Origin of the sequence: Janthinobacterium sp. BJB301 (assembly GCF_002735685.1) — a bacterium.
GTDB classification, from domain to species: Bacteria; Pseudomonadota; Gammaproteobacteria; order Burkholderiales; family Burkholderiaceae_D; genus Janthinobacterium; species Janthinobacterium lividum.
Genome location: NZ_PDZJ01000003.1, coordinates 312,053 through 335,389, shown reverse-complemented (window position 1 = coordinate 335,389; position 23,337 = coordinate 312,053). Strand labels below are relative to the sequence as shown.

Genomic DNA, 23,337 nt, shown 5'->3' with positions numbered 1-23,337 from the left:
ATTACAGCATGACGCGGTTGCGGCCTGAGGCTTTTGCCCGGTACAGCGCCGCGTCGGCCGCGGCGATCAGCGCATGGTCGTCCTGTTCGGCCGCCAGGCTGGCCACGCCGAAGGAACCCGTGATGTGCGGCAAGGCGCTGCGCATGTCGGCGAAGATGACGGCGAGCTGCATGCGCTCGCACAGGCGCTCGGCGACCCGCAGGGCCACGTGTTCGTTGGTATCGGGCAAGATCACCATCATTTCCTCGCCACCGTAGCGCACGGCAAAATCCGTGGGCCGCAGGGCCGCGCCCAGCACTTGCGCGGCGATGCGCAATGCCTGGTCGCCCGCCTGGTGGCCGTGCGTGTCGTTGAAGCGCTTGAAATGGTCGAGGTCGATCATTACCAGCGACAGCGGAGAGCCGCTGGCGTGGGCCGTGACGATCATGTTCGGCAGTAAATCCGTCAGCCAGGCGCGGTTGTACAAGCCCGTCAGGCTGTCGACCATCGACAGCTGGCGATAGAATTCGCCCAGTTTCTGCCGGCGGCGCAGCAGGGCGTTGGCGGCGCGGATGCGGAAGGACAGCAAGCGCAGCAGGTTGCGCGCCAGGCCGTTCGACTGCTCGATCAATTCCCAGACGATGGCCGCGTCGATTACCAGCAAATCGGTTTCTTCCAGGGCGGAAATGGCGGCCAGGTTGCTCGCTTCATCGAGCACCGATTGTTCGCCCACGCTTTCGCCGGGCAAGACCTTGCTGACGGTGCCGTCATCCATGCCCGTGTGGGTGTCGGCGGCCACGGCCAGCGAACCGCGCAGGACGATGTACAGGCTGGCGCCTTGCGTATCGGCAATGGCTTCGCCCGCTTCTAGGCGCATGACGGGGCAGGGCGCCAGCATGGCAGCCGTCTGGCTATCCGCCCCATCGCGAAATAGCTGTAAATCGCCGATGTTGCAGCCTGAAGCGCCGAAGTTGCCGATCTGTTCCACAATCACACTTTCAAAAAGCCGGCGCGCGAGCAGGGTGCCGGTATCTTCATGATAGCGTAAAGCAGCCTTGGCTGTAACGGCAAAGGCTTGCTTGAGGTCACTTACTGTGAGAAATACGACAATTATTTCATTGCCGCGTTAATACGCTGGAACACTTGCTGTTTTAGTATGGATGTTGCTGCGCGTGAACTGCGGGGGCAGATGTGCAAAGGCAGCCTTGAACGGCTGCCTCAGTCTCTGGAAATCCTGCGGGTGGGGAGTTACTCGGCGGTTTCTTCCGCTTCGGCCGTATCGATCACGGCATTCTTGCCGGTGGCGTGGCGCTTGCTGTCTTGCAGGCGGCCCAGGGCGCTATCGATGGCGCGTTTCAGTTTATCGGTGGCGCCGGCAACGGATTGATGCACGGTGGCGTTCTGTTCGGTCACGGCAATCGGTTGATAGCCAGCAACGCGTGCTTCCATGACGCAGCGGATATCGTCGGCGCCGCCTTTCGGGCCATTCGTATCGCTGATGTGGACTTCGATGCGGGTCAGGTTGTCGCGGAAGCGGTTCAGTGCGCTTTCAAGTACGGATTGCACATGTTCGTTCAGTCCAGCGGTGTTGGCGATGGTGCTGTCGGTATGAATATTGATTTGCATATGCTTACTCCTGTCAATTCAAAAAAAACCCATCTCAGGCGTGATGCGGCCTGGTTGCTGCCTCATGCACATGACCTCGTGCATGGAACTTATCTTACTCCTCTTTCCAGTATTTCAAGAGGGTGCGCACGATTAAGATGGGCTTAACCCTTCAGCCAGGTCAAGTTTCCACTACGAAATTATTTACCCTCAGCCATTGATGAGGCCGGCCGCGATATTGATCGACAGCCCCAGCACGACCAGGTTGAAGAAAAAGCTCAGCACGGATTGTCCCAGCACGATCTGCCGCATCATGCGCGTCTGCACGGAAACGTCCGACGTTTGCACGGCCACGGCGATGGTGAAGGCGAAATACAGGAAATCCCAGTAATCGGGGTCTTGTTCGTCGTCGGGAAACTTCAGGGGGCGCAGTGCGGGGTCGGCCTGGTAATACAGGTGGGCGTAATGAAAGCAGAACAGGGTACCGACGAGGAACCAGGAACCGACCAGGGTGAGGATCGTCAGGCCGTAGTGCAGCGCGCGCTCGTCCGGCGCCATGTCTTTCATCGAGGACAGCTGCGAGACGATGGCCACCAGGCTCATCACGGATGCGACGGACAGGGCCGACAGGACGGTTGCCGCCCGCTCGTCCTGGCGCGCCGCCATGGCTTTCACCTTGTGATGGTTGGCGCGCATCATCATCCAGGCCATCGTCGCCAGATAGAACCAGACGGCCACGTTCCACGCCGTCAGCAAACGCGTCATCTGTTGCCAGGATGCGGGCAGTAGCAGGCCTGCCGCCACGCCGATGGCCGTGGCCATGCTCAGGTGGGGGCGGCTGCGGATGAAGCTGTGGAACGGAAGCGTGATTTTCATGGTACGGGTTCGTCAGTGGCGATAGCGCATCTTAGACCTTATGCGCTTGCCGTGGTGGCCGTCCTGGCGGCCGTTTCCTTCTCGTGGTGGGGGAAGCGGTCCATGCGCGACAGCACGGGGAACATCACGGCCCAGATACCCGTCACGGCCAGGGTGGCGGCGCCGCCGAAGAGCACGGCGCGTACCAGGCCGAACCAGCCGGCCGTCAGGCCCGATTCGAATTCGCCCAGTTCGTTCGAAGCGCCGATGAATACGGCATTCACGGCGCTGACCCGGCCGCGGATCTCGTCCGGCGTCTCGAACTGCACCAGCAGGTGGCGGATGTAGACGCTGACCATGTCGCCGGCGCCCATCAGGAACAGCGCCGCCAGCGCCAGCGGAAAATAGCTGGTGCTGCCCAGCACCAGGGTGCCCAGGCCGAAGACGGCCACGCCGCCGAACATCCAGGCGCCCACGCGGCGCGTGATGGGGAAGATGGCCAGCGCGATCGAGCATAGGGCCGCGCCGGCCCCCGGCGCCGTGCGCAGCAAGCCCAGGCCGCTGGGGCCGATATGCAGCACGTCGTGCGCCAGCGCCGGCAGCAGGGCCGTGGCGCCGCCGAACAGCACGGCAAACAGGTCGAGCGAAATGGCGCCCAGTACGATGGGTTTCGACCAGACGAAGCGCAAGCCTTCGAGCAGGGTATGCCAGCTGACGGGTTCGCGCTTGACCACTTGCGGCGCGGGCGTGGTGGCGCGCATCAGCAGGACGGACACGACCAGCAGTGCGGACGAGATCAGATACACCACCTTGGGGCCGAAGTAATACAGCAAGCCGCCCAGGGTAGGCCCCAGGATGATGGCCACGTGCGAGCTCGACGAACTGAGCGCCACGGCGCGGCTGAAATGTTGCGTGGGCACCATGTTGACCAGCACGGCTTGCGTGGCCGGCATCATGAAGGCGCGCGCGCTGCCGAACAGCACCAGCACGGCAAACACGGGCCAGACGATGGAGAGTCCGCTCAAGGTGAACGCCAGCAGGGCCAGCGCGCAAGCCAGTTGCGCCGCCAGGCACCAGGCGATGATATTGCGGCGGTTATAGCGGTCGGCCACGTGGCCGGCAGGCAAAATCAATACCAGGAAAGGGGCGAATTGCGCCAGGCCGATCAAGCCCAGGTCGAACAGGCTGCCCGTGATCTGGTACACCTGCCAGCCGATGGCCACGCTTTGCATCTGCACGGCCACCGTGCCCAGCACGCGTGCGGAAAGATAAAAGGCGAAGTTGCGGTGACGCAGGATACTGAAGCCGTTGCCGGCAGAGGCGAGAGACATGAATACTTTCCAGGACACGACGGGGTGGAGCGGTGGCGGCAGCGGATGCCGCGCCAGCAGCACCCCGCTGTCTGGATGCTTACTTGGCCAGGTCGGCTTCCGTGGTGAAGGCGTCCGCGTAGAACTCGTCGGCTGGCAGCTGGCACAGTTGCACGAAGTCGCGGTGGGCCGCATCGACCATCACGGGCGCGCCGCAGGCATACACCTGATACGCGGACATGTCGGGCAAGTCGGCGATGACGGCCTGGTGCACGAAGCCCGTGCGGCCTTCCCACGCGTCTTCCGGCAGCGCGTCCGAAACGACGGGTACATAGGTGAACTGCGGCAAGTCGGCGGCCCACTGGCGGCACAGCGCATCCATGTACAGATCGTGCGGACGGCGGCCGCCCCAGTACAGGGTGATCGGGCGCGTGGATTGCTCGTTGATCATGTGCTCGACGATGGCTTTCAAGGGAGCAAAGCCCGTGCCCGAGGCCAGCAGCACGACGGGCTTGTCGGAATCTTCGCGCAGGAAGAAAGTGCCCATCGGGCCTTCGAAGCGCAGGATGTCGCGCTCCTTCATGCTGCCAAACACCTGGTCGGTGAACAGGCCGCCCGGCAGGTGGCGGATGTGCAGGGTCATCGGGCCGCCATCGGCGGGCGCGCTGGCCATGCTGTAGCTGCGGCGTTTGTTGTCGCGTAACAGGATTTCGATATACTGTCCGGCGCGGTAGTTGAGGCGTTCGCTGGCTGGCAACTGCAGGGTCAGCACGACGACGTCGGGCGCGACTTTTTCGATGGTGGTCACGCGCGACGGCATTTTCTTGATCGGGTAGTCGCTGCTGCCCGCCACTTCGCGCGCTTCGATGACGAGGTCGGTGTTGGTGGTGGCGCAGCAGAACAGGGAAAAGCCGGCCGCTTCCTCTTCCGGCGTCAGGGCGCGCTGCTGGTGCGCCTTGTGCTGGACGGTGCCGGACACCACTTTGCCCTTGCAGGAACCGCAGGCGCCATTTTTACAGCCATATGGCAGGCCGACGCCGGCGCGTATCGCCGCCGCCAGCACGGTTTCGTCCGCTTCGCAGCTGAACTGGTGGCCGCTGGGCTGAACAGTAACTTGAAAAGTCATACAATCCTTGAGATGAAAAATATGTTAATGCACTCTTTGCGCAAGCCGTCAGGCTTGCCGCGCCTGCTGATCCTGGGCTGCGGCGACGTCGGCATGCGGTTGCTGCCCTTGCTGCGTACGCGCTTTCGCGTCTTTGCCGTCACCAGCCAGCCGGCGCGCTGCGCGCAGCTGCGGGCGGCCGGCGCCGTGCCCATCGTGGCCAACCTCGACGAGCGCGCCAGCCTGAAACGGCTGGCGGGACTGGCGACGATGATCGTGCACCTGGCGCCGCCCCGGTCGTCGGGCTTGCTGGACCGGCGCACGCGCAATCTGGCCGCCATTTTACCCGAGCACGCACGCATGGTGTATGTGAGTACCAGCGGCGTGTATGGCGATTGCGGCGGCGCCTGGGTCGATGAGACGCGGCCGACGGCGCCGGCGAATGCGCGCGCGAATCGGCGTGTCGATGCCGAGCAGGTCTTGCGCGGCTGGGGCGCGCGCCGCGGCGCCAGCGTGGCCATCCTGCGCGTGCCCGGCATCTATGCGGATGACCGCCTGCCGCTGAAGCGCCTGCGCGAGGGCACGCCAGCCCTGGCCGCGGATGACGATGTATACACCAACCATATCCATGCCGATGACCTGGCGCGCATCATCGAACGGGCCTTGTGGCGGGGCAGGCCGGGGCGCGTGTATCACGCCAGCGATGACAGCGAACTCAAAATGGCGGAGTATTTCGATGCCGTGGCCGACACGTTCGGCTTGCCGCGCCCGCCGCGTCTGCCGCGCGCCGAACTGCAGCAGGTGGTCACGCCGATGCTGCTGTCATTCATGTCCGAATCGCGCCGCTTGCACAATACGCGCATCAAGCGCGAGCTGGGCGTGCGCCTGCGCTACGCGCGCGTGGCCGATGCCTTGCGGTCGCTGTCTGCCGACGGGGCCGGCATCGGGTAAAATGGCCGGTTATCTGCGCACTTTTCCTGGGCCGGCGCGCAGCGCGCCGTTCCGGCGGTGCGCCATTCACTTAAGGACTACCGCATGAGCACCCTCACTTACGAAGAATACCTGGACGAGGTCACCACTGTCCTGACGGAACTGTATGACCTCGACGACGACGCCGCCATCAAGCTGGTCGTGGCGGCGCAGGACGCCGAATTTTTTGTCCCGCACGATGCCCATGAAGAAATGCGTACCGTCGAACAAGCCAAGAAGGATGCGGTCACCTTATTCGAGCGCAAGCAGAATCGCCAGCAAACGCAGGAAAAACAGCAGCAGCGCGTGCGCCAGCAAAAGAAATAAGAACGGATCACTGGGCTTCTGGCCGCCTGGCCATGGCGCAACATGGGCTTCGGCGCAATGCCGGGGCCCGGCCATTTGATGCAGCGCAAACGTGCCATGGCACGCTGGCGATATGGTGAGCAATGTCGTCACGCGTCTGGGCTCTTGTGGCGGGCTCGGCATCCACAATGAGCGTGACGTTGTTTCCCGTCAGCAGGAGCGAGCCATGCGAGCTACGAGTCACCCCAGCAAGGAACAGGTACGCGCCTATATGCGCCGGCGCGAACGCGCGCTGCAGCCGCCGCCGCCTCCCGATGAAATCCGCCGGCAACTGGCCTGGTGCCGCGTGGATGCCATTCCGGGCACTTGCCCGCTTGCCACCCCGGCCGGCGTGGCTGTGCAAGGCTGGCATTTATCAGCGGAAATGGCCCGCCTGAGCACCCTCATGGCCATAGCCTGGCTCATGCATAGCGGTGTTGCTCATCGTAAAAATTGATGACGTGCAGCAAATTTTTTCAATTTGAGTTATCCTCTAGCACATTCCAAGTGCGTCAATTCTCTTCAATTATCACAATTTTGCTTTAAGTTACGCAAAAATCAACAATAGCGTGTATTATATTGTTTGCGGCGTAAAAGCCGCATAAGTGATGGCGCTTTTTAGTGTGTTTACCCTGAATTATTGCAGAAGAGACATTCGGTTTCTTTTTGCCTTAATACAACAAGTACGGATTTTCGATCATGTCTCTCAAACAAATTACCTCTTTGCCTACCTACAACCCGAATCGCGTCCTCGATGCGATCATCGACAAGCTGCAACTGAAGAACGATGCGGCCCTGTCGCGAGCACTGGAAGTGGCGCCACCGGTCATCAGCAAGATTCGTCACAACACCTTGCCGATCGGCGCCACGATCCTCATCCGCATGCATGAAATCAGCGATTTCAGCATTCGTGAACTGCGCGAGTTGATGGCTGCCTAAGAGCGCCTGACAGACGGCAAACTGAGAGGTGCCGTCTGCGTTAGTCAAGCTTGCCGCGTGCGGCAGCCATACCTACCTTCCCGTTTTCTATTGCGTGTCCGGGCTCAGCGTCGGACGATCCGTATAGAAGCGCCCTGTTTCCAGGCCAGTCGGGGATGACTCGACCAGCGCTGCGGCCACTTTGCCGGGCGCGCTGGAAAATGCGGTCTGGGCAGCACCGGTGGCGCGGCCCGAATACGCGGTCGCTTGCACCGCAGCACTGGAAAAAGCCGTCTGCACGGCCCGGCCAGAATACGCCGTTGCCTGTACCGCGGCACTGGAAAACGCCGTTTGTACGGCGCGCCCCGAATACGCCGTCGCCTGCACGGCCGCGCTGGAAAATGCCGTCGCCTGTACCGCCGCACTGGAAAATGCCGCCTGCACGGCGCGTCCCGAATATGCCGTCTCCGCGCGGAGATAATCTTCCCCGAATGTCTGCTCGTACAACTGCTTCATGCGTTCGCCCACGCGGTGGTGCGCCGCTTCGTCGTCTTCGCCGCGCAAGCCGATGTATGGGAAGTGATGCAGGAAGTAGCCGAACACCTGTTCGCAATCCGCCGCATATTTGAGGGTATCGAGGATGTGGTAGTGCCAGAAGGTATCGACGTCCATCAGCGGCGCCGTTTCTTCCTGCGGAAACTGTTTCATCAGGATCAGGAAGCGGCGGTATTCGAATTCCACCGCATTGGCCTTCTCGAGGCTCCATCCTTCGCCTGACTCCCGGTGCATCAGCTTGACCTTGATCGCGTCCAAATTCAAATCGGCAATTGCCTTGAAACTGTCGTTCGTATCCATGAATGTCCTTTGGTAAAGAGCGTTGTGGGAACTGCGGTAAAACAAGGGAAAGCGGTGGCTGTGTACTCCTGGCAAGTAGTCGGGGAATGCCTGGCCGATGGCGGGCAGGCGCTAAGTTGTTCTACATCAATATTGCATCTAATTACAAAATACGCAAGCTGAGCTTGTTTCATGCGGAACGCGCGCCGCTCAGCTGCTGGCCCGGCTTTCTTCCTGGTAGGGAAACGCGGTGGCGTCCGCGCCCAGCGGCACGCTGACATGCACGCTCATGCCGGCGCCGGGGCTGCTTTCAATGTAGAAAGTACCACCCAGCAACTTTATACGTTCTTCGATGCCCACCAGGCCAAACGAGCCCAGCTTGTTGCGCCCGTCGATGGCCGCGCCCACGCCGTTGTCGCTGATGCTCATCGACACCGTATCGCGGCACTTTTCCAATTTGACTTGGACGCGGCTGGCATTCGCATGCTGGGAAATATTGCTGAGCGACTCTTGCAGGATGCGGAACAGGGCCGTCGCGCATTGGTCGCTGAGGCAAATGTCGTCATGGCTTTCGCTCACTTCGCAGGCGATGCCCGTGCGCTGGCGAAATTGCGCCACCTGCCATTCGACGGCCGCATTCACGCCCAGGTCCAGCACGGTAGGGCGCAAGTCGTTGATGATCTGCCGCACGCTCTTGATGGTGGCGTCGATCTGCTCCAGGGTTGAGCGCGCGCGGGCGTTCAGGCGCGGGTGGCGGCGCTGCGTGCGCGAGGCCAGCATGTCGGCGTCGATGCGCAGCACCAGCAGGTTCTGCCCCAGGTCGTCGTGGATTTCGCGCGCGATGCGCTTGCGCTCTTCTTCCTTGATCTGGTCGGCGTGGGCAGCCAGGCGGCGCAGTTTCTGGTGCGACAGCTGCAGGCGGATCTGGCTGGCGCGCAATTCCTCCGTCATGCCTGTCGCCATCTGGATGGCGCGCCGGCGCGACGACGCCAGGGTGTGGAACAGCACATACAGCAGCATGGTGCTGGCAAAGCCGATCAGCAGGGCCAGCCACGGCAGGAAGGCGTCGAAGCGCGAATACAGGTCGCTCTTGCGCACGCTGAACAGCGCTTGCCAGGCGCGGCCATTGTGCTCGATCAGCAGCGTGCTGCTCAGGTAGCGGCCTGAACTGCCGGGCTGCCACCATGGCGCATGCATGCCCGCCGCCGTGCTGTCGAAGATGGGGCGCATGTCGTGCGGCAACTGCAGCGGCACCTCCCGCTGTTGCAGCGCCTGCGGGCCGATATCGAACAGGGTCAGGCGGACGTTGCGTACCGGCATGTCGGCCAGCGCGCTGCGCATCATCGTCACCAGGTCGTAGCCGATGCCGACGGAACCCTGGTAAGCCGCGCGCCGCTGTTCCACCGTATCGACCGGCATGCCGAAGCGGTACACGGGCAGGCGCATGGCCATGCCCGTCAGCTGGGGACGGCCGTCCATCGGCACGGGCACGCCGGAATTGCTGATGCGGCCGGAATCGCGCGACTCCGCCAGCGCTTCCGCGATCTGGGGGCGCGAGGCGATGTCATGGCCATACTTTTCCGGGGCGCTGGCGATCGGCTCGATGTATACGAGCACGGAATATTGGGCGCGCGGCCCGGGCGGGTGGATGGCAAACGCCGGATAGCCGTCGCGCCCGGGCGGATAGTCGCGCCGCATGGCCGCTTCGTAGGCGGCGCGCTGCGTCTCGTCGAGTTCCTGGCTGTAATTGAGGTTCATCACGCCCGGGTAGTTCTGTTGCAGGGAGATGTTTGCCACGTAGCGGTGGAATTGCTCGCGGCTCACGTGTTCGTTGGCCTGGAACAGGCTGGCCGTGCCGCGCAGCAGGTTGGCATACGACTTGGTGCGCGATTCGATGTTTTTCTGGGTGTTGTGCGCCAGATTGTTGAATTCTTCGCTGGCATCGCTTTCGATCGACAGCGATGCGGCCATGTAGAACAGCAGGCCCACCATCGTCGACACGACAAAGCCGAACAGCCACAGCGGTCTTTTTTCAGCAGCTAAGGGGTGTTCGCCGGCAGTAGAAGGCATTGCCATCCGCATCAGGAAGAGGAATCGGGTGCCGCCTGGTGGCGGAGGCTAGGCTAGGTTGTACAAGCACTATTAAAATTGCAAATTGCTCAATAGCTGCCTAATATACAAAATTATCGTTATTATAGTCAACAGGCAATATTTCCCGTTGAAACGAAAAAAAACCGCCGCAGCGGTTTTTTTGTGGGTCGTCCCGGTGGCTTACTTGGCGGGCTGCCAGCTGTCTTTCAGGGTGACGATGCGGTTGAAGACGGGCTTGCCAGGCTGGCTGTCTACCCGGTCGGCCGCAAAGTAGCCGTGGCGCTCGAACTGGAAGCGCTGTTCCGGCTGGGCCAGTTCCGCGCCCGGTTCCAGCCACGCTTGCACCACTTCCTTGGCCAGCGGATTCAAGGCCAGCTTGAAGTCCTTGCCGCCCGCGTCCGGCTGCGGGTCCGTAAACAGGCGGTCGTACAGGCGCACTTCGGCGGGAATCGCCGTCGGTGCGCTGACCCAGTGCATATTGCCCTTGACCTTGTAGTTGGCGCTGCCTTCCGTGCCCGACTTGCTGTCCGGGAAATAGGTGCAATGCACGGCGATGACCTTGCCGTCCGCATCCTTGTCAAAGCCCGTGCACTCGATCACGTAGCCGTAGCGCAAGCGTACCTTGCTGCCCGGCTTGTCGTCGATCGGCGGATACAGGCGGAAATAGCCTTTGTTCGGCACTTCCATGAAGTCGTCTTCCTCGATCCACAGCTCGCGCGAGATGGGGAAGGTGCGCAAGCCACGTTCCGGGAAGTGCGGGTGCACGGGCGCCGTGCATTCCACGCTTTCGTTTTCAGGGAAATTATCGATGATCAGTTTCAACGGACGCAGCACGGCCACCGTACGCGGTGCCTTCGGATCCAGGTCTTCGCGCAGGCAGCCTTCCAGCACGCTGTAGTCGATCCAGCCGTCGGATTTCGTCACGCCCGTGCGTTCGCACATCAGCTGGATCGCTTCCGGCGTGTAGCCGCGGCGGCGCATGCCCACCAGGGTCGGCATGCGCGGGTCGTCCCAGCCGTCGACGATTTTTTCTTCCACCAGCTGGCGCAGCTTGCGCTTGCTGGTGACGATGTAGGTCAGGTTCAGGCGCGAGAATTCGAACTGGTGCGGCACCGGCTTGGCGAAGAAGCCGCCGGCCGACAGGGTTTCCAGCAGCCAGTCGTAGAATGGGCGGTGGTCCTGGAATTCCAGCGTGCAGATCGAATGCGTGATGTTTTCCAGCGCGTCCGAGATCGGGTGCGTGTAGTCGTACATCGGATAGATGCACCAGGCGTCGCCCGTGCGGTGGTGGTGCGCATGGCGGATGCGGTAGATGGCCGGGTCGCGCAAGTTCATGTTCGGCGAACTCATGGCATCTTCGCTCATCTTCGCGCGCAGGATGTGCTCGCCATCCTTGAATTCGCCCGCCTTCATGGCGCGGAACAGGGCCAGCGATTCGTCGCGCGGACGGTCGCGGAACGGCGAATTCTTGCCGGCCTGGCCGAAATTGCCCCGGTTGGCGGCCATGTCTTCGGCGCTCTGGCTGTCCACATAGGCAAAGCCGGCCGTGATCAGGTATTCGGCCATCGCGTACAACTGGTCGAAATAGTCGCTCGCGTAGTGCAGATGGCTCTGGCCATCGGCATGCTTCGGCTCCCAGTCAAAGCCCAGCCATTTCACGCTGTCCATGATGGTGTCGACGTATTCCTGCTCTTCCTTCGCCGGATTGGTGTCGTCGAAGCGCAGGTTGCACTGGCCGGCGTAATCGCGCGCCAGGCCGAAGTTGACGCAGATCGACTTGGCGTGGCCCACGTGCAGGTAGCCGTTCGGCTCCGGCGGGAAACGCGTGATCACCTGGGGCAGGCCGGGACGCACGTGGGCGCCGGCAGCCAGGTCGGCTTCGATGATGTTACGCAAGAAATTGGGCGCCAGCGCTGGCGCGGCGGTATTCGGTTTATCGTTGCTCATTGATCAATGCGGAAGAGTGACAGTAAAAAGCATTTTACCGTACCGCAAGCGCTTTATAAGCACGTATTTGCCCCCATATCCCAGCATGCAAGCGACGCGGGCGCCGTTCTATAGGATAATTCGCCTTTAATTAGTAGAAAAACGTGACCCCGGAGCCTTTTATGGAAAATTTATATAACGTCCTCGGTGTCGCGCCCAATGCCAGCGACGATGAAATCAAGAAAGTTTACCGTTCGCTGGCCATGCGCTTCCACCCCGACCGCAACCAGGCCCCCGGCGCCGAGGCGCGCTTCAAGAGCGTGACCAAGGCGTATGAAATCCTGGCCGACCCGGCCAAGCGCGCCGAGTACGACCAGAGCGTGAATCACCGCATCATCATCGATCCGGAAGCGGAAGCCTATGCCCTGTGGTGCGGCGTGTTCCGCCTGCATGGCACCGTCCTACCGGCAGATTAAGCCTGCTGGCGGCTGTCCGGCCAGCCTGAATGATTTGAAAAACAACAAACAATGGTGCTTTTGCTTTTAAGTAAAAGTGCCGCGCACCACATTGGAAAGCACAGCATGAGAAGAGTACACCCTGAATTCGCGTACCAGTCGCGCGAGCTGGAAGGCCAGATCGAAGGCATCCTCGGCGACCCGCCGAACCGCAAGAATTACAAAAGCATGGTCGACGCCCTGGTCGGTGAATACGCGAGCGGCGGCGGCATCGAAGACGTGAACATGCTGGCCTTCGCGCTGGTCGATCACATCACCTTCAGCGACCCGAAAGGCTTGCTGGCCGAAAGCGAAGACTACGAATTCGGCGATACGGCCCGCGTGTTTTCCATGGCCGCGTGCGCCGCGCCGGAAGCGGCAAAGATGTACGCCGCCATCGAAGAGAGCTTCCCCGACCTGGCGCGCCAGGCCATCATCACGGCCTTTTTGCACAAGAATCCGCGCCTGTGGGACGACGACGACCAGTCGCTCGACCAGCTGGCCGCCAATGACGGCGGCGACGACGATCACGACGAAGACGAAGCCACCGACGATTTCGCCCAGATGTTTGACCAGGATGGAGATGACCATGGCAGATAATGACAAGCAAAATGCGGATCAAAAGAGCAATCTTCCCGCGCTGACGAAACAGGTCACGGAATTGGTGCTGTCCGGTTCGCTGGGCCACGCCGAGCAGGCGTTTGCCGATGCGGCCGACCAGTATGGCGACCTGGCCGTGGTGGAAGTATTGAATGCCATCCCGCCACAGGTGACGGCCCTGCACCTGGCCGGTTTCGATGGCGGCAAGATGTCGCTGGCGACCTTGCTGGTGCCGCCGAAAGCCTGGGCCGACAGCCTGGCCTTCATCGCCGCCACCTGGAGCGACGACCAGATCGAGGACGATCCTGAACGCATCGCCGAAGCCCTGTTCGCGCACATCCACGGCGTGGTGTTTTCCACCGACGACGCCGAGCGCCGCCGCGAGCTGCTGCTGGAAGCATCGGCCACCGACTGGGGCGCCACGGCGTTTGCGATCCTGTTCTCGATGGCGCCGAAGGAAATCCTCGAAGTGGCGGGCGAGATCGTCATCAAGGGACCGTACGTGACGGGCGTGACCTCGTCCGACAATGACGTCGTGCCGCTGGCCATCGAACTGGCGCAAGCGAATGAAGACGGCTGGGACCGCTCGTTGTTCGAACTGTTCCCCGACTTCCGCCACAGCGCCGACCTGGCCGACGCGGAATACTCGGACGACCCGGACGAAGAGCCGACCATGTTGCAGCGTAGCACCAAGGAATTGCTGTACCGCCTGCGCAAGCAAGTGCCGAGCACGCGCAGCGCGCCACGCTCCAGCACGCGCCGCAGCCTGGGCACCGGCATTTTCTCGTAATGAAAGCAGGGAACGTCTAATGCTGCCAGCAATTGTTGTAGAGAATCTTCCGCGCCTGGTGCGCGCCATCAAACTGTTGCCGCGCGACCCGCGCGAGGACGCGGCGCTGAACCTGGCCGACGAATTGACGGGCATCACGGCCATGGTGGCCGAGAAGTTCACGAATGAACGCACGGCCGATGGCATCCAGAAAGCGCTGTACCTGACGGTGGGCGGCGTGTCGTTGGGACTGGAGCAGGCCGTCACGCATGAAGGCGACCAGGCCGCGCTCGATTTCCTCGTCGAGCACGGCGCCGAGCACGCGTTCCAGGTGGGCTTTCGCCTGATCAAGGACCTGTCGCAGTTGCCGGAAGACGCCCTCGTCGGCGAATACGACCAGGATCCCGTCTACCTGCAGCGCCGTTTGCGCGAACTGTTCATCGATATTTGCCAGGCCGACCCGAACCAGAACTGGGCCGGCTATGAAAAGTATGCGCTGCAGTTGCAACAGCGCAAGGAAGTGCAAGCCGTCGTGCGTCTGGCCGGCTGGCTGCGCCGCCACCATGACAACGGCCCCGTCAGCGACAGCGACTTGAATGCCGAGGGCGTCATCGCCCTGGCCATCATCTTCGCCATCGAAGGCGGCGGGCGCATCATCGCGCGCACGGGTCAAAAGGAGTTTGAACGCTTTGTGCGTTCCGTGCGCAAGAACAAGCCCGACTTCGAGGAAGGCTGGGCCGCCCTGGTGGCCAAGGTGCCTGTGCAGCACCATCCCGTGTTGCTCGACCGCATAGACTCGTACCGCCGCAGCTGCACCGTCGTGCATAAAATCCTCACGCGGGCCAGCATGAAGAGCCTGTTCGAGGACCTGGAAAACTACGCGGGTTCGGAGCTGGACGCGGATTACTCGTAGTACAGTACGTGGGCCGGCGCCTGCCGGCCTACGCTCCCCCTTCCATTGCGGCCTCTTCGGCCAGCTTGACGAACGCCGCCACCAGCGGCGACGTTTCTTCTTCCCGTTGTGCAAGCAATAAGCTGGTCGTCGCCTGCGGGTCGGCGATCGGGCGGTAGCACACGCCATCCATGCGGATGCGGTCGAACGAGGCGGGCAGCACGGAAATGCCGCAGCCGGCCGCCACCAGGCCGATGATGGTGGACGCTTCGCCCGCTTCCTGCGCGACCTGGGGCACGAAGCCTGCCGCCTTGCACAGGCGGAAGATCTGCGGATAAATCCCCGTGCCCGCATCCTTGGGGTACATGACAAAACCTTCGCCCGCCATGTCGGCAATGGCAATCGCCTTCTTGGCCGCCAGCGCGTGGGCGACGGGCAGCACGAGGAACAACGGGTCTTGCCGCAATTGCGTCAGCTTGATATCGGAGGGGTACGTCGTTTCCGGCGGGCGCACGAAGCCCAGGTCCATCGTCCTGCCCGAGATCGCTTCGAGTTGATGCAGGGTCGCCATTTCGTGCAGGGTCAAGGTGACGTGCGGGAATTGCTGGCGGTAGCGGTTGATGACGGTGGCAAAATACGGCGTAAACGGCGTGGAAAACGTAAAGCCGATGCGCAATTCGCCCGCTTCGCCCCGCTGCGCCCGGCGTGCCGTCACGGCCGCCTGTTCCGACAGGGCCAGGATGCGCCGCGCATCGTCGAGGAACAGCGTGCCCGCCTGCGTCAGCCGCACGGAGCGCTTGTTGCGCTCGAACAACTGCGCCCCCAATTCCGCCTCCAGCGCCTGGATTTGCTGGCTCAGCGGCGGCTGGCCGATATGCAGGCGCTCGGCCGCGCGCGTGAAGTGCAGCTCCTCGGCGACGGCGACAAAATAACGCAGGTGGCGCAGTTCCATATTTGTCCAGTAATTGTTTTAAAGTATGAGTTGGGCCTTGAATATATATTGGACGATATGAGTTGGCAATCCTAAGATGAAGACTCGCTTCCTCTTCGAAACACGGCCATGTCTGATTCATCGCTTGCTTTTGCCTCCGTCGCCACTCCGGCGCTTGCTCCTGTTGCTCCTCCCGCTCCCCGTTCGGCCATCGCCAAAGGTACGGCGGAATTCAAGCGCAGCAACCGCGCCCTGTTCTTTGGCGGCTTTTCCACCTTCAGCCTGCTGTATTGCATCCAGCCCCTGTTTCCGCTGCTGTCGCACCAGTTTCATCTGACGCCGGCGCAAAGCAGCTGGTCCTTGTCCGTGTCGAGCGGCTTGCTGGCCATCTCGCTGGTGCTGCTGAGTGCCGTCTCGGACCGGGTCGGCCGCAAGTCCTTGATGGTGGCGTCGATGTTTTCCGCCGCGATCCTCACCATCTTGTCCGCCTTCGCGCAGGATTATGCGCAGCTGCTGGCGATTCGCGCCGCGCTGGGCATTGCCCTGGGTGGCATGCCGGCCGTGGCCATGGCTTACCTGGGCGAGGAAATCGAGGGGCCGTCGCTGGGCCTGTCGATGGGCTTGTATATTGCAGGCAGCGCGTTTGGCGGCATGTCGGGGCGGCTGGTGGCGTCCATGCTCAGCGATTTCCTGTCGTGGCGCTGGGCCCTCGGCGTGCTGGGCGTGGCCGGCGTGCTGGCGGCGGCCGAGTTCTGGCGCAGTCTGCCCGCATCGAAGAACTTCGTGCCCAGCACCAAGGGCTGGAACGCCTTGCCGCACGCCATCAAGCAGCATTTTTCCGACCGGGGCTTGCCATGGCTGTTCTGCCTGGCGTTCGTGCTGATGGGGTGTTTCGTCAGCTTGTATAACTACATCGGCTACCGCCTGCTGGCCGCGCCATTTGGCTTGCGCCAGAGCACGGTCGGCTTGCTGGCCTTCTTGTATCTGATCGGCATCTTCAGTTCCGTCTGGGCAGGCCGTCTGGTGGACCGCCTGGGGCGCCGGGGCGTGCTGTGGATCATGCTGTCGGTGATGCTGTCCGGCATTTTGCTGACCCTGTTCGATTCCCTGCCGCTGATCGTCATCGGCATGGCGCTGGCCACCTTCGGCTTCTTTGCCTCGCATTCGATCGCCAGCAGCTGGGTCAGCCGCCGTGCCCGCGCACCGCAGGCCCTGGCCTCGGCCTTTTATTTGCTGTTCTATTACCTGGGTTCCAGCCTGATCGGTTCCGCCTCGGGCATGATGTGGGGCTTCGACGGCTGGACGGGCGTGGTCATCATGCTGGGCCTGTGCCTGGGCGGCGGCGTGCTGATCGCCTTGCGCCTGCGCCATTTGCAGCCGCTGGGGGCGCGCGAAGCGGTGGGCTGAGGCAGCTATTTGGGGCACATGCCGATCATCGTTTCCCCCTGCTTGCCCGCGCGCGTGGTCACGCACAATGTACCCAGCGCGCTGGTGATTTTATAAGTGCGGCTGCCTTTGGCCTCATTCGCGCCGATCTCCTCGATTCTTGACGCTTCATACCATTTCGGCGGCACGGCTGCGTAGGCCTCGGCAAAGCCTTGCTGCATGCGCTTGAAGGCTGTGTCGTCCAGTTTTTGCTCTCCCCGCTGCGGGAATTCCTTGCGCAACTCCCTGTCGATCTTGCCCACGTCGCGCTTGGCTTGCGCCAGGATATCGGCCGCGCTGGGTGGCGCGACGAGTGTGATCGCTTCCGGCGTTGCTGGCGCCGGCGCCTGCTCGGCGGCGGGAGCGGGCAAGGGGCGGCTGACGGGCGCCGGCACGGGTAGGCGCGCGGCGGCTGGTTTTACGTTGGGCAATGGTACGGGGACCGGCTTGGGCGGCGCCGGGGGGGTGTAGCGCAGCCAGGCGATGGCCGGGCCCTGCGGCAGGTGTTCGTCCGTGATAGCGCGGGGCCGCGACTGCAAGACACTATATGCCAGGCCCACGTGCAGCAGGACAATCAGCAGCAGGCCGGGAGCGCGGCGGGGCAAGGTAGTCAGCGAGGTCATGGAGGGCATGGTGGTTCAGGTACGCCAATGTATCTGAAGGATTTGATAATTATCTAAAATGTCACAAGCGCTTACAAAAAAAGTGCCGCATGGAAATTTTGATGTGCTGGCCGCTGGTGGGGAACCCTGCGCCAGTCTGGTGATCCAATCCAGACACCACGCGAACAGGAGATCATCATGATGCAAGTAAAGGAAGTGGCACGGCGCTTTGGCGCCATTGAACACGCGATCGGCCAGGCAGCCCAGCTGTGCGGCAAGCAGCAGGGCATGCCGATGGACTTGAAGGATTGCATCAACCAGCTGGACCAGCAAAAGAGCGCCGTGCGGCAAGCCATCGACACGCAAGACGATGCGCGCATCCGGCAAGCCGTCGACCAGATGGAATCACTGGGCGACCGCGCCAAGCGGGCGTGCGGCACGGCGACCAGCGTGACGCCGGAAATGAAGAGCGCCGTGCTCAAGGTGCATGATGAATTGTCGGACCTGAAGCACCAGCTGCACTAGGCCCTACCTCTTGACCGCTTCACATCTGGCGGAACAAATGGGCATATAGAGGGCTGACGCGCAACTGCGCCGGGTGCTGGCGCAGGGTCAGCGACAGCTTGCCCGCCTCGTCGCGCACGGCCGTGGCGATGGCGCCGGCGTTGACGATGGTGCCCCGGTGAATTTGCCAGAATTGTTGCGGGTCCAGCTGGGGCAAGAGTTCCTTCAGGCTCGTGCGTATCAGCGCTTCGCTGTCCTGGCACACGACGTTGATGTATTTGTCCAGCGCCTCGAAATACACGACGTCGGCCAGGGCGATCATGCGCACGCTGTTGCCGACGGCCGCGCGTATCATTTGCAGGCGCGGCGCGGGCGGCAGCATGGCTTGCAGCTGGCTCAGCAGGCGGGCCATGTTGTCGTCGCTGGCGGATCCGGCTGCCGGTGTCACCGTGGCGGCCGTCGCTGTCGCGTTCGCCGGCGCTGCCGTACCGCCGCTGTCGCGCAAGCGCTGCTGCAGGCGTTCCACCGTCTTGCCCAGGCGCGCATCGTTGACGGGTTTTAAGACGTAATCGGCGGCCGCGTGCTCGAAGGCGGCCAGCGCGTATTCGTCGTAAGCGGTAACAAACACGATGTGAGGAAAAGGGACGCTGTCCGGCCATTGCTCTGCCAGCTCCTCGGCCGCTTCCAGGCCCGTCTTGCCTGGCATCTTGATGTCGAGAAAGAGGATGTCGGGCTGCAGCGCCAGGCCCTGCCGCAAGGCTTCCACCCCGTTGGGACAGGTGGCGACAATGTCGAGTTCCGGCCACAGCCGCTGCAAGGCGTGCGCGAGGGCGGCGGCGAGTATCGGTTCGTCTTCGGCGATCAGGGCGCGTGGCGCGCGTGCGGTGTGTTGGCTCATGCGAGGGGACTCGTGATGGTGGGTGGAAGGGGGAGTGTCAGGCGGGCGGTCGCGCCTGCCGGATGGTTGGCGGCCAGCGACAGGCTGGCGGCATCGCCGTGCATGCCGCGCAGGCGTTCGCGGATATTTGTTACGCCCAGGTGCGTGCCCTTGGTCTGGCCCGGATGGTCGAGGCCCAGGCCATCGTCGCTGACGGTAAGAATCAGCACGCCAGCGTCCGTGGAGGCGTGCACATGGATATGGCCGCCTTCGATCTTAGGTTCCAGGCCATGCTGGATGGCGTTTTCCACCAGCGGCTGCAGCAGCATGGGCGGCACCTTGACCTGGCGCAAAGCCTCGGGCAAGTCCAGCGCAAAGCTCAGGCGCGCGCCCATGCGGATGGACATCAGGCCCAGGTAGGCTTGCATCAGGGAAAACTCCTGCTCGAGAGTGGTCGATTCGGCGCGCGAGGAAGAGAGGGTGGCGCGCAAATACTGGATCAGCTGGTCGAGCAGTAACTGGGCGCGGTCTGGATCAAAGCTGATCAGGCCCTGCAGGTTGGCCAGGGTGTTGAACAGCATGTGCGGTTCGATCTGCGCTTGCAGCAGTTGCAGTTGCGCCTGCATGGCCTGGCGCGCCACGGATTCGGCGCGGGCCTTTTCCTGGGCTGCCGCCATTTGCAGGCGGGTAATCTTTTCGCGGCTGGAGAAAAACAGCACGGCGCCGCCCGTGGCCAGCAAGGTGAACACGAGGGTGCTGACCATCTGCGTGGGCAGCAGGTTTTCGAAGCCGCCCACGTCCACGCCCGTCAGCCAGCTGAACAGGGTCAGGCCCAGCACTTGCGCCACGGGCACGGAAATCAGGATGATGAGCATGAAGGGCAGGAATTTGGGCCGCTGGTCAGCGCCCCATAACGTCAGGCGCATGCCGTCGATCAGCAGGAAGGCGATCGTGCCGATGCACATCGAGGCGACCAGGTTTTGTCCAAAATGGCTGCCCGGGTTGAGGATGAAGGTAATGACCAGCGCGCAGATCACGTTCAGCGCCAGTGCGTAGCGCGCATCGTGCAGCATGCGGTAGTACGGAGACCTGGCCTTGGCTGCTGGCGCAGCGGCGGAGGGAGCGTCGGTTTTCATGTTGTTGTCTGCTGGTAGCGATGGGGCATTGTGTGCCAGCGCAAGCCAGGGCGCAACCGGGCTGCGACGAAACGCGCCTGGCGCGCCGCCATTCGCCGCGGAGGGTCGCCAAACGGGACCGCTTTACTTTTCAGGACAGGCACGCAATAGTATGGCAAGACAGTCTGTATCCATGGAATTGCTATAAAGGAAGCATCATGTGGCCCTATCCACGTACCCTGGCGCACCGCGGCGGCGGCACCCTGGCGCCTGAAAATACCTTGGCCGCCCTGCGCTGCGGCCTGGCCTACGGCTACCGCGCCGTTGAATTCGACGTCATGCTGGCGTCCGACGGCGTGCCCGTCGTCGTGCACGACCCCGAACTGGGGCGCACCGTGGCCGGCAGCGGGCATGTCAGCGATTACACGGCCGCGCAGCTGGGAGCGATGGAGGCGGGCGCCTGGTTTGGCCCCGCTTTCGCGGGCGAGGGCGTGCCCACGTTTGACGCCGTTGTCAGCTATTGCAAGACGCAGCGCATCTGGATGAATATCGAAATCAAGCCGGCGCCCGGCTTCGACGTGCCCACGGGCGAGGCGGTGGCGCGCGCCACGCGCGGTTACTTTGCGCAGGAAATCGCGGCAGGGGAATTGCTGCCGCTGCTGTCATCGTTCAGCATCGAAGCCTTGCAGGCGGCGCGCCAGGCGGCGCCGGAACTGGCGCGCGGCTGGCTGGTCGAACAGATACCGGATGGCTGGGAACGACAGGCGCGCGAACTGGGCGTGGTGGCGCTCCATTGCGATCACCAGCAGCTGACGCCGGAGCTGGCGCGAGAGATAAAGGAGGCGGGATACGGGTTGTTCTGCTACACCGTCAACACGCCCGAGCGGGCCAGCGAGCTGCTGGCCTGGGGTGTGGATGGGTTTTGCACGGACAGGATCGATCTGATCAAGGCGTAGGTCGGATTAGCGTAGCGTAATCCGACTTCATGGTGCCGTGGCAACGTCTGCTTAGGCGCCACGCGCTAAGCCGACCTACGCTTCCATCCTTAGAACGTCACGCGCATGCCGACGGTGACATTGCGCCCCATCAACGGCGCCGCATTCTTGATGAACGAGGTGTGGCTGTACGCCAGTTCATTCGTCAGGTTGTTTGCCTTGATGTAGAACTGGGCCGGCGTCGTGCCGATGCGCGTGTCGTAGTTGGCGGAGAGGTTCAGCATGTTGTAGCCCGGGGTTGCCGTTTCGAACGCTGCCACTTTATCCTGCTTGCCCACGCGGTAGAACTCGGCCACGCCGCTCCATGCCTGCCAGTTGGCATCGAACTTCACGCCGACGCGCTGGGCCGGGATGCGCGGCAAGTTGCCACCATCGTTGGCCAGCTTGGCCCGCACGTAGTCGCCGAAGACGCTGGCGCCGAACATGGGGTTCAGTTGCTGGCGGATCTGGCCTTCCACGCCCGTAAACGTGGCGTCGCGCTGGGCGTACTGGATCAGCTGGAAGCCTTCGTGGTTGTCCAGGGTGGAGCCGAAGATGTAATTATCTACCTTGTTGCGGTAGGCGCTGGCCGAGAAGGTCGTGGCGCCCGCATATTTGCGCAAGGTCAAGTCGATATTGTTCGACGTTTCCTTGCCCAGGTTTTCATTGCCCAGCTCATACGTGGCCGTGGCCATGTGCACGCCGTGCGCATACAGTTCCTCGGCGCTGGGCAGGCGGTGCGTGCGCGAGATGGTCGACCCGAGCGAATACTGGGGCGCGAATTTCCACACGGCGCCCAGAGACACGGACGTGCCCTTGGCGCTGCGGTCTTGCAAGGTGGCGCTGTCGACGGTGATGTCCTGCCATTCGTGGCGCAAGCCCGCTTCGAAGCGCCATTGGTCGAGCTTGTATTCTTCCACCAGGAAAGCCGCATGTTTCTTCGTTACCGTCGGCGCCACGTACGCTTCTTCACCGAGGGCGGAGAAATCGCGCTTCGACGTTTGCAGGCCGGCCACACCGCGCCAGCCGAAGACGGGATGGTGTTCCATTTCCAGGCGCGCATCGTGGCCCTTGTTCTTGAACGTGGTGGCGATTTCGGTGCCTTCGATTTCATCGTGCTTGTAATCGGTGAACGCGGCGCGCAGGCGCAGCTTGGCGAAGCCGGGCACGGGGTCGCGCAATTCGCCGCGCACATCCCAGCGTTCGCTCTTCAGCTTCACGTACGGCACGCTTTCATGCTCGTGATCGTGGTCGTGTTCCTCTTCATCGCCATGGTCGTGGCCTTCGTGGCCGCCGCAATGCAGGTGCGTGCCGTGCGGGTGGCAGCTTTCGAATTCGTGGTTGTGGCCAGGCAAGCCGTATTCCGCGTGCTGGCTGGTGAAGGCCAGGCCCAGGAAGCCGCGCGATCCCACCCACGACACGCCCACGCTGCCCGTGTCCGTCTTGTTGTAGCTGCCGCCTACTTTCGAGCCGCCTTCCCAGCCGCTGCCGACCTTGTATTCCTTCGCGTCGCGCTTGACGCCTTCCGCGTGGAAGGCGATGTTGCCGGAGCCGCCAGTCACTTCAAAGGCGCCCGCCTTTTCGCGCGCGGCCGAGTTGGCGCGCACTTCCGCGCTGCCTTCAAAGCCTTTCGCCGGCACGCGCGTGGGGATTTTCTTGTCGATCACATTGACGACGCCACCGACGGCGCCGCCGCCGTAGGCCAGCGCGGACGGGCCGCGCAAGACTTCAATCTGTTCCGACAGCATCGGTTCGGCCGCGACAGCATGGTCCGGGCTGATGGTCGATGCATCCTGCACTTCGGCGCCATCGGAGAGCACCTTGACGCGCGGGCCATCCATGCCGCGGATGATGGGGCGGCTGGCGCCGGCGCCGAAATGGCTGGACGTGATGCCGGGCTGGCCGGCCAGGGTTTCGCCCAAGGTCGCTTCGCGGGCGCGCACCAGTTCCTCGCCTTCGAGTACGGTCACGGGCGTGCTCATGTCGTCGCTGCCCAGGGCCAGCGCACTGGCCGAGACGGTAACGGCAGGCAAGGTGGCGGCCTGCTGCGCCAGGGCGCTGGCGGGAGCGGCAAAGGCCAGCATGATGGCCAGCGCGAGGGGAGTGGGTTGGTGAGGACGGACGGACATGGGCAAGGTTCCTTATCGGCTATCAGTGTTGGCAGGGTTGGGGCAGCGCGTGAAAAGGAAATAGCCTGCCCTAAGATGATAATGATAA

The 23,337-nt window shown here is 62.7% G+C and carries 24 protein-coding genes; 11 read left to right on the top strand and 13 right to left on the bottom strand.

Going from position 1 to position 23,337, the window contains the following annotated elements:
* Window position 1: 1 nt before the first annotated feature.
* The 5 genes from CSQ91_RS20890 to CSQ91_RS20870 all read right to left on the bottom strand — a co-directional run bounded on the left by CSQ91_RS20890 (window position 2) and on the right by CSQ91_RS20870 (window position 4,875).
* The gene (locus tag CSQ91_RS20890) at window positions 2-967 is read right to left on the bottom strand and encodes a GGDEF domain-containing protein (RefSeq protein ID WP_099389628.1); all 966 of its coding nucleotides are present in this window, start codon (window positions 965-967) and stop codon (window positions 2-4) included.
* Between the two features lie 260 nt (window positions 968-1,227).
* A complete protein-coding gene (locus tag CSQ91_RS20885; protein ID WP_034781728.1) occupies window positions 1,228-1,605 on the bottom strand; it encodes an HPF/RaiA family ribosome-associated protein in 378 nt (125 codons plus the stop codon).
* Between the two features lie 189 nt (window positions 1,606-1,794).
* The gene (locus tag CSQ91_RS20880; RefSeq protein WP_034781730.1) at window positions 1,795-2,460 is read right to left on the bottom strand and encodes a DUF1345 domain-containing protein; all 666 of its coding nucleotides are present in this window, start codon (window positions 2,458-2,460) and stop codon (window positions 1,795-1,797) included.
* 38 nt (window positions 2,461-2,498) lie between these two features.
* Window positions 2,499-3,770, bottom strand: coding sequence for an MFS transporter (locus CSQ91_RS20875; protein ID WP_099389486.1), 1,272 nt, complete (start codon window positions 3,768-3,770; stop codon window positions 2,499-2,501).
* Between the two features lie 79 nt (window positions 3,771-3,849).
* Window positions 3,850-4,875: a CDP-6-deoxy-delta-3,4-glucoseen reductase gene (locus CSQ91_RS20870; protein ID WP_099389485.1), complete on the bottom strand. Its 1,026-nt coding sequence runs from the start codon at window positions 4,873-4,875 to the stop codon at window positions 3,850-3,852.
* 12 nt (window positions 4,876-4,887) lie between these two features.
* Between CSQ91_RS20870 and CSQ91_RS20865 the strand changes: the two genes are divergently transcribed.
* From CSQ91_RS20865 to CSQ91_RS20850, 4 genes are all read left to right on the top strand, one after another.
* Window positions 4,888-5,805 carry an SDR family oxidoreductase gene (locus tag CSQ91_RS20865; RefSeq protein WP_099389484.1) on the top strand — a complete coding sequence of 306 codons (918 nt, stop codon included), beginning with the start codon at window positions 4,888-4,890 and terminating at the stop codon, window positions 5,803-5,805.
* Between the two features lie 84 nt (window positions 5,806-5,889).
* The gene (locus CSQ91_RS20860; protein WP_034781738.1) at window positions 5,890-6,150 is read left to right on the top strand and encodes a hypothetical protein; all 261 of its coding nucleotides are present in this window, start codon (window positions 5,890-5,892) and stop codon (window positions 6,148-6,150) included.
* A gap of 112 nt (window positions 6,151-6,262) precedes the next feature.
* Entirely contained in the window at window positions 6,263-6,625 is a 363-nt protein-coding gene (locus CSQ91_RS20855) for a hypothetical protein (protein ID WP_070257480.1), read from the top strand.
* A 242-nt stretch (window positions 6,626-6,867) separates the two neighbouring features.
* Window positions 6,868-7,107, top strand: a complete 240-nt coding sequence (locus tag CSQ91_RS20850) for a hypothetical protein (RefSeq protein WP_029496207.1) — start codon at window positions 6,868-6,870, stop codon at window positions 7,105-7,107.
* Between the two features lie 87 nt (window positions 7,108-7,194).
* Here CSQ91_RS20850 and CSQ91_RS20845 read toward each other — a convergent pair whose 3' ends face one another.
* The 3 genes from CSQ91_RS20845 to CSQ91_RS20835 all read right to left on the bottom strand — a co-directional run bounded on the left by CSQ91_RS20845 (window position 7,195) and on the right by CSQ91_RS20835 (window position 11,958).
* Window positions 7,195-7,941 carry a glycine-rich domain-containing protein gene (locus CSQ91_RS20845; RefSeq protein WP_034781741.1) on the bottom strand — a complete coding sequence of 249 codons (747 nt, stop codon included), beginning with the start codon at window positions 7,939-7,941 and terminating at the stop codon, window positions 7,195-7,197.
* 189 nt (window positions 7,942-8,130) lie between these two features.
* Window positions 8,131-9,990 carry a CHASE domain-containing protein gene (locus CSQ91_RS20840; protein WP_257217427.1) on the bottom strand — a complete coding sequence of 620 codons (1,860 nt, stop codon included), beginning with the start codon at window positions 9,988-9,990 and terminating at the stop codon, window positions 8,131-8,133.
* Window positions 9,991-10,191: 201 nt separating this feature from the next.
* Window positions 10,192-11,958 carry a glutamine--tRNA ligase/YqeY domain fusion protein gene (locus tag CSQ91_RS20835; RefSeq protein ID WP_092611631.1) on the bottom strand — a complete coding sequence of 589 codons (1,767 nt, stop codon included), beginning with the start codon at window positions 11,956-11,958 and terminating at the stop codon, window positions 10,192-10,194.
* 161 nt (window positions 11,959-12,119) lie between these two features.
* Between CSQ91_RS20835 and CSQ91_RS20830 the strand changes: the two genes are divergently transcribed.
* From CSQ91_RS20830 to CSQ91_RS20815, 4 genes are all read left to right on the top strand, one after another.
* Complete coding sequence (locus CSQ91_RS20830; protein ID WP_010395442.1) at window positions 12,120-12,413, top strand: DnaJ domain-containing protein; 294 nt, start codon at window positions 12,120-12,122, stop codon at window positions 12,411-12,413.
* Between the two features lie 105 nt (window positions 12,414-12,518).
* Window positions 12,519-13,031, top strand: coding sequence for a hypothetical protein (locus CSQ91_RS20825; protein WP_099389483.1), 513 nt, complete (start codon window positions 12,519-12,521; stop codon window positions 13,029-13,031).
* The gene (locus CSQ91_RS20820) at window positions 13,021-13,821 is read left to right on the top strand and encodes a hypothetical protein (protein ID WP_034781755.1); all 801 of its coding nucleotides are present in this window, start codon (window positions 13,021-13,023) and stop codon (window positions 13,819-13,821) included. Before CSQ91_RS20825 ends, CSQ91_RS20820 begins: the two co-directional genes overlap by 11 nt.
* Before the next feature lie 19 nt (window positions 13,822-13,840).
* Window positions 13,841-14,713 carry a hypothetical protein gene (locus CSQ91_RS20815; RefSeq protein WP_034781756.1) on the top strand — a complete coding sequence of 291 codons (873 nt, stop codon included), beginning with the start codon at window positions 13,841-13,843 and terminating at the stop codon, window positions 14,711-14,713.
* Between the two features lie 28 nt (window positions 14,714-14,741).
* Here the strand turns inward: CSQ91_RS20815 and CSQ91_RS20810 are convergent, their stop codons facing one another.
* Window positions 14,742-15,644, bottom strand: a complete 903-nt coding sequence (locus CSQ91_RS20810; RefSeq protein ID WP_034781759.1) for a LysR substrate-binding domain-containing protein — start codon at window positions 15,642-15,644, stop codon at window positions 14,742-14,744.
* Window positions 15,645-15,752: 108 nt separating this feature from the next.
* Between CSQ91_RS20810 and CSQ91_RS20805 the strand changes: the two genes are divergently transcribed.
* Window positions 15,753-17,030: an MFS transporter gene (locus CSQ91_RS20805; RefSeq protein WP_257217426.1), complete on the top strand. Its 1,278-nt coding sequence runs from the start codon at window positions 15,753-15,755 to the stop codon at window positions 17,028-17,030.
* A 5-nt stretch (window positions 17,031-17,035) separates the two neighbouring features.
* Here the strand turns inward: CSQ91_RS20805 and CSQ91_RS20800 are convergent, their stop codons facing one another.
* A complete protein-coding gene (locus CSQ91_RS20800; RefSeq protein ID WP_070282483.1) occupies window positions 17,036-17,680 on the bottom strand; it encodes a hypothetical protein in 645 nt (214 codons plus the stop codon).
* Between the two features lie 168 nt (window positions 17,681-17,848).
* Between CSQ91_RS20800 and CSQ91_RS20795 the strand changes: the two genes are divergently transcribed.
* Window positions 17,849-18,175, top strand: coding sequence for a hypothetical protein (locus CSQ91_RS20795; protein WP_070221866.1), 327 nt, complete (start codon window positions 17,849-17,851; stop codon window positions 18,173-18,175).
* A gap of 19 nt (window positions 18,176-18,194) precedes the next feature.
* On the opposite strand, the gene CSQ91_RS20790 is transcribed toward CSQ91_RS20795, so the two are convergent.
* Both CSQ91_RS20790 and CSQ91_RS20785 read right to left on the bottom strand, forming a co-directional pair.
* On the bottom strand, window positions 18,195-19,052 hold the full coding sequence (locus tag CSQ91_RS20790) for a LytR/AlgR family response regulator transcription factor (protein WP_099389482.1): 858 nt from the start codon (window positions 19,050-19,052) through the stop codon (window positions 18,195-18,197).
* Entirely contained in the window at window positions 19,049-20,167 is a 1,119-nt protein-coding gene (locus tag CSQ91_RS20785) for a sensor histidine kinase (RefSeq protein WP_099389481.1), read from the bottom strand. The genes CSQ91_RS20790 and CSQ91_RS20785 overlap by 4 nt, the downstream gene beginning before the upstream one ends.
* 197 nt (window positions 20,168-20,364) lie before the next feature.
* On the opposite strand from CSQ91_RS20785, the gene ugpQ reads away from it, so the two are divergent.
* Window positions 20,365-21,102, top strand: a complete 738-nt coding sequence (gene ugpQ / locus CSQ91_RS20780; RefSeq protein WP_099389480.1) for a glycerophosphodiester phosphodiesterase — start codon at window positions 20,365-20,367, stop codon at window positions 21,100-21,102.
* Between the two features lie 89 nt (window positions 21,103-21,191).
* Here ugpQ and CSQ91_RS20775 read toward each other — a convergent pair whose 3' ends face one another.
* On the bottom strand, window positions 21,192-23,249 hold the full coding sequence (locus CSQ91_RS20775) for a TonB-dependent receptor domain-containing protein (protein ID WP_180278479.1): 2,058 nt from the start codon (window positions 23,247-23,249) through the stop codon (window positions 21,192-21,194).
* Window positions 23,250-23,337 lie beyond the last annotated feature (88 nt).

Coding starts and splice junctions, on each gene's coding strand:
- CSQ91_RS20815 (WP_034781756.1), top strand. CDS start 13,841: ATGCTGCCAGCAATTGTTGTAGAGAATCTTCCGCGCCTGGTGCGCGCC.
- CSQ91_RS20825 (WP_099389483.1), top strand. CDS start 12,519: ATGAGAAGAGTACACCCTGAATTCGCGTACCAGTCGCGCGAGCTGGAA.
- CSQ91_RS20870 (WP_099389485.1), bottom strand. CDS start 4,875: ATGACTTTTCAAGTTACTGTTCAGCCCAGCGGCCACCAGTTCAGCTGC.
- CSQ91_RS20865 (WP_099389484.1), top strand. CDS start 4,888: ATGAAAAATATGTTAATGCACTCTTTGCGCAAGCCGTCAGGCTTGCCG.
- CSQ91_RS20810 (WP_034781759.1), bottom strand. CDS start 15,644: ATGGAACTGCGCCACCTGCGTTATTTTGTCGCCGTCGCCGAGGAGCTG.
- ugpQ (WP_099389480.1), top strand. CDS start 20,365: ATGTGGCCCTATCCACGTACCCTGGCGCACCGCGGCGGCGGCACCCTG.
- CSQ91_RS20830 (WP_010395442.1), top strand. CDS start 12,120: ATGGAAAATTTATATAACGTCCTCGGTGTCGCGCCCAATGCCAGCGAC.
- CSQ91_RS20785 (WP_099389481.1), bottom strand. CDS start 20,167: ATGAAAACCGACGCTCCCTCCGCCGCTGCGCCAGCAGCCAAGGCCAGG.
- CSQ91_RS20800 (WP_070282483.1), bottom strand. CDS start 17,680: ATGCCCTCCATGACCTCGCTGACTACCTTGCCCCGCCGCGCTCCCGGC.
- CSQ91_RS20850 (WP_029496207.1), top strand. CDS start 6,868: ATGTCTCTCAAACAAATTACCTCTTTGCCTACCTACAACCCGAATCGC.
- CSQ91_RS20855 (WP_070257480.1), top strand. CDS start 6,263: ATGGTGAGCAATGTCGTCACGCGTCTGGGCTCTTGTGGCGGGCTCGGC.
- CSQ91_RS20795 (WP_070221866.1), top strand. CDS start 17,849: ATGATGCAAGTAAAGGAAGTGGCACGGCGCTTTGGCGCCATTGAACAC.
- CSQ91_RS20860 (WP_034781738.1), top strand. CDS start 5,890: ATGAGCACCCTCACTTACGAAGAATACCTGGACGAGGTCACCACTGTC.
- CSQ91_RS20835 (WP_092611631.1), bottom strand. CDS start 11,958: ATGAGCAACGATAAACCGAATACCGCCGCGCCAGCGCTGGCGCCCAAT.
- CSQ91_RS20790 (WP_099389482.1), bottom strand. CDS start 19,052: ATGAGCCAACACACCGCACGCGCGCCACGCGCCCTGATCGCCGAAGAC.
- CSQ91_RS20845 (WP_034781741.1), bottom strand. CDS start 7,941: ATGGATACGAACGACAGTTTCAAGGCAATTGCCGATTTGAATTTGGAC.
- CSQ91_RS20885 (WP_034781728.1), bottom strand. CDS start 1,605: ATGCAAATCAATATTCATACCGACAGCACCATCGCCAACACCGCTGGA.
- CSQ91_RS20820 (WP_034781755.1), top strand. CDS start 13,021: ATGGCAGATAATGACAAGCAAAATGCGGATCAAAAGAGCAATCTTCCC.
- CSQ91_RS20840 (WP_257217427.1), bottom strand. CDS start 9,990: ATGCCTTCTACTGCCGGCGAACACCCCTTAGCTGCTGAAAAAAGACCG.
- CSQ91_RS20775 (WP_180278479.1), bottom strand. CDS start 23,249: ATGTCCGTCCGTCCTCACCAACCCACTCCCCTCGCGCTGGCCATCATG.
- CSQ91_RS20875 (WP_099389486.1), bottom strand. CDS start 3,770: ATGTCTCTCGCCTCTGCCGGCAACGGCTTCAGTATCCTGCGTCACCGC.
- CSQ91_RS20880 (WP_034781730.1), bottom strand. CDS start 2,460: ATGAAAATCACGCTTCCGTTCCACAGCTTCATCCGCAGCCGCCCCCAC.
- CSQ91_RS20805 (WP_257217426.1), top strand. CDS start 15,753: ATGTCTGATTCATCGCTTGCTTTTGCCTCCGTCGCCACTCCGGCGCTT.